At 71.5% G+C, this 1,626-nt stretch carries 1 protein-coding gene; it reads left to right on the forward strand.

The features are described 5' to 3' along the window. Positions 1 to 67 precede the first annotated feature (67 nt). Positions 68 to 1,408 carry an IS701 family transposase gene (locus ACWCP8_RS41155; RefSeq protein WP_451121678.1) on the forward strand — a complete coding sequence of 447 codons (1,341 nt, stop codon included), beginning with the start codon at positions 68 to 70 and terminating at the stop codon, positions 1,406 to 1,408. The last annotated feature ends 218 nt before the right edge of the window (positions 1,409 to 1,626 follow it).

Below are 1,626 nucleotides of genomic sequence, written 5' to 3' on the forward strand. Positions count from 1 at the left end.
CCCTTCAGTTGGAGATCGACTGGTCCGCTGTAGTTCGGTGATCTGTCGGTGCGGGTAACTGGCCGGTATGCACGCGAAGTTGCTGGATGTGCCGCTGGACGTCACGGATCTGGAGCGGGCCGAGGAGGTCGGTGACCAGCTCGAGCTTTTGTTGCTGGAGGTCGGCGGGTGCTTCCCGCGGGCGGATCTGCGGCGGCGGGCGGCGGCGTGCGTGCGAGGGCTGCTGGCGCCGCTGTCGCGCAAGAACGGCTGGCAGTTGGCCGAGTACGGGGGTGACGCTGAGCCGTGGGGGCAGCAGCATCTGCTGGACCGGGCCCGCTGGGAGGCGGATGAGCTGCGGGACTTCGTGCGCCGTTACGTGGTGGCCGGCTTGAACGACGGCGGGAGCGGGCCCGGGCCGGGCGGGGCCGGGGTGCTGGTGGTGGATGAGACCGGCTTCGCGAAGAAGGGCCGGGCCTCGGCCGGGGTCGCGCGGCAGTTCACCGGCACGCTGGGCGGGGTCTTCCCCTGCCAGATCGGGGTGATGGCGGCCTGGGCGACCTCACGCGGACAGGCCCTGTTCGACCGGGAGTTGTACCTGCCCAAGGAATGGACTTCGGACCGGGCGCGCTGCCGGGCCGCCCACGTCCCCGACGAGGTCGGCTTCGCCACCAAGCCCCGCCTGGCCGAGAAGATGATCGCCCGGATCGTGCCCGACCTGCCGCAGGGCAGGGTGTGGGTGGCTGCCGATGAGGTCTACGGCCGTGACGGCGCCTTCCGCGCCTTCCTGGAGGAGCGGCAGCTGCCGTACGTGGTGAACGTGCCGTCCGATCAAACGGTGCTGCCGCGTCCGGGCTGGCGTCACCTGGCCCGCCTGATCGAGCGGGTGGCCGCCGATGAGGACTGGGTCCAGCTGTCGGCCGGCCCCAGCCAGTTGGACTCCCGCTGGTGGCATTGGTGGGTGCGCCGCCTCCCGGACCCCGAGGCGCTCATCGGCACCGGCGGGCAGGACTGGGCCCGGTGGGTGATCGCCCGCCGCCGCCCGCGTGAGGAAGATCCCTCCAAGCGTGACTACTACCTGGCCTGGGGGCCGGAGCAGACCACCGTGGAGGAGCTGGTCCAGGTGCCCGGGGCCAGGTGGCGGGTGGAGGAGGGGATCAAGCTGGCCAAGTCGGCGGCGGGGATGGCCGATTACGAGGTGCGTTCCTGGCACGGCTGGTACCGGCACGTCACCCTGGCCCAGCTCGCCGCCGCGTTCCTGGCCGTCCAGGCTGCCGCAGCCGCCAACGAACAGGATGGCGGTCTCGGCGCTGACAGCGATCCGCTCGAGCGCCTCGCCCGGCTCGCCGAACCGGCGGCGCAGAGAGGGGGCCCACCCCGGCCCCACCAGCAGCAGCAGTCTCGCCCCGGTTCCCCTGACGGCCTATGAGATCCGCCGCCTGCTGGCGATCACGACCCCGCAGCCCATCCCGGCCCAGCGCATCCGACATGCACTGCACTGGTCAAGGTGGCGCCGATGCCACCAGGCCCTCGCTCGCGCCTGCCACCGCCGACGCAACCGCAACAAGGCACTCACGAGCACCGATGCACGACCACCGCCTCACCCTCACCGAACTACAGCGGACCAGTCGATCTCCAACTGAAGGG

This window comes from Streptomyces sp. NPDC002206 (assembly GCF_053593595.1).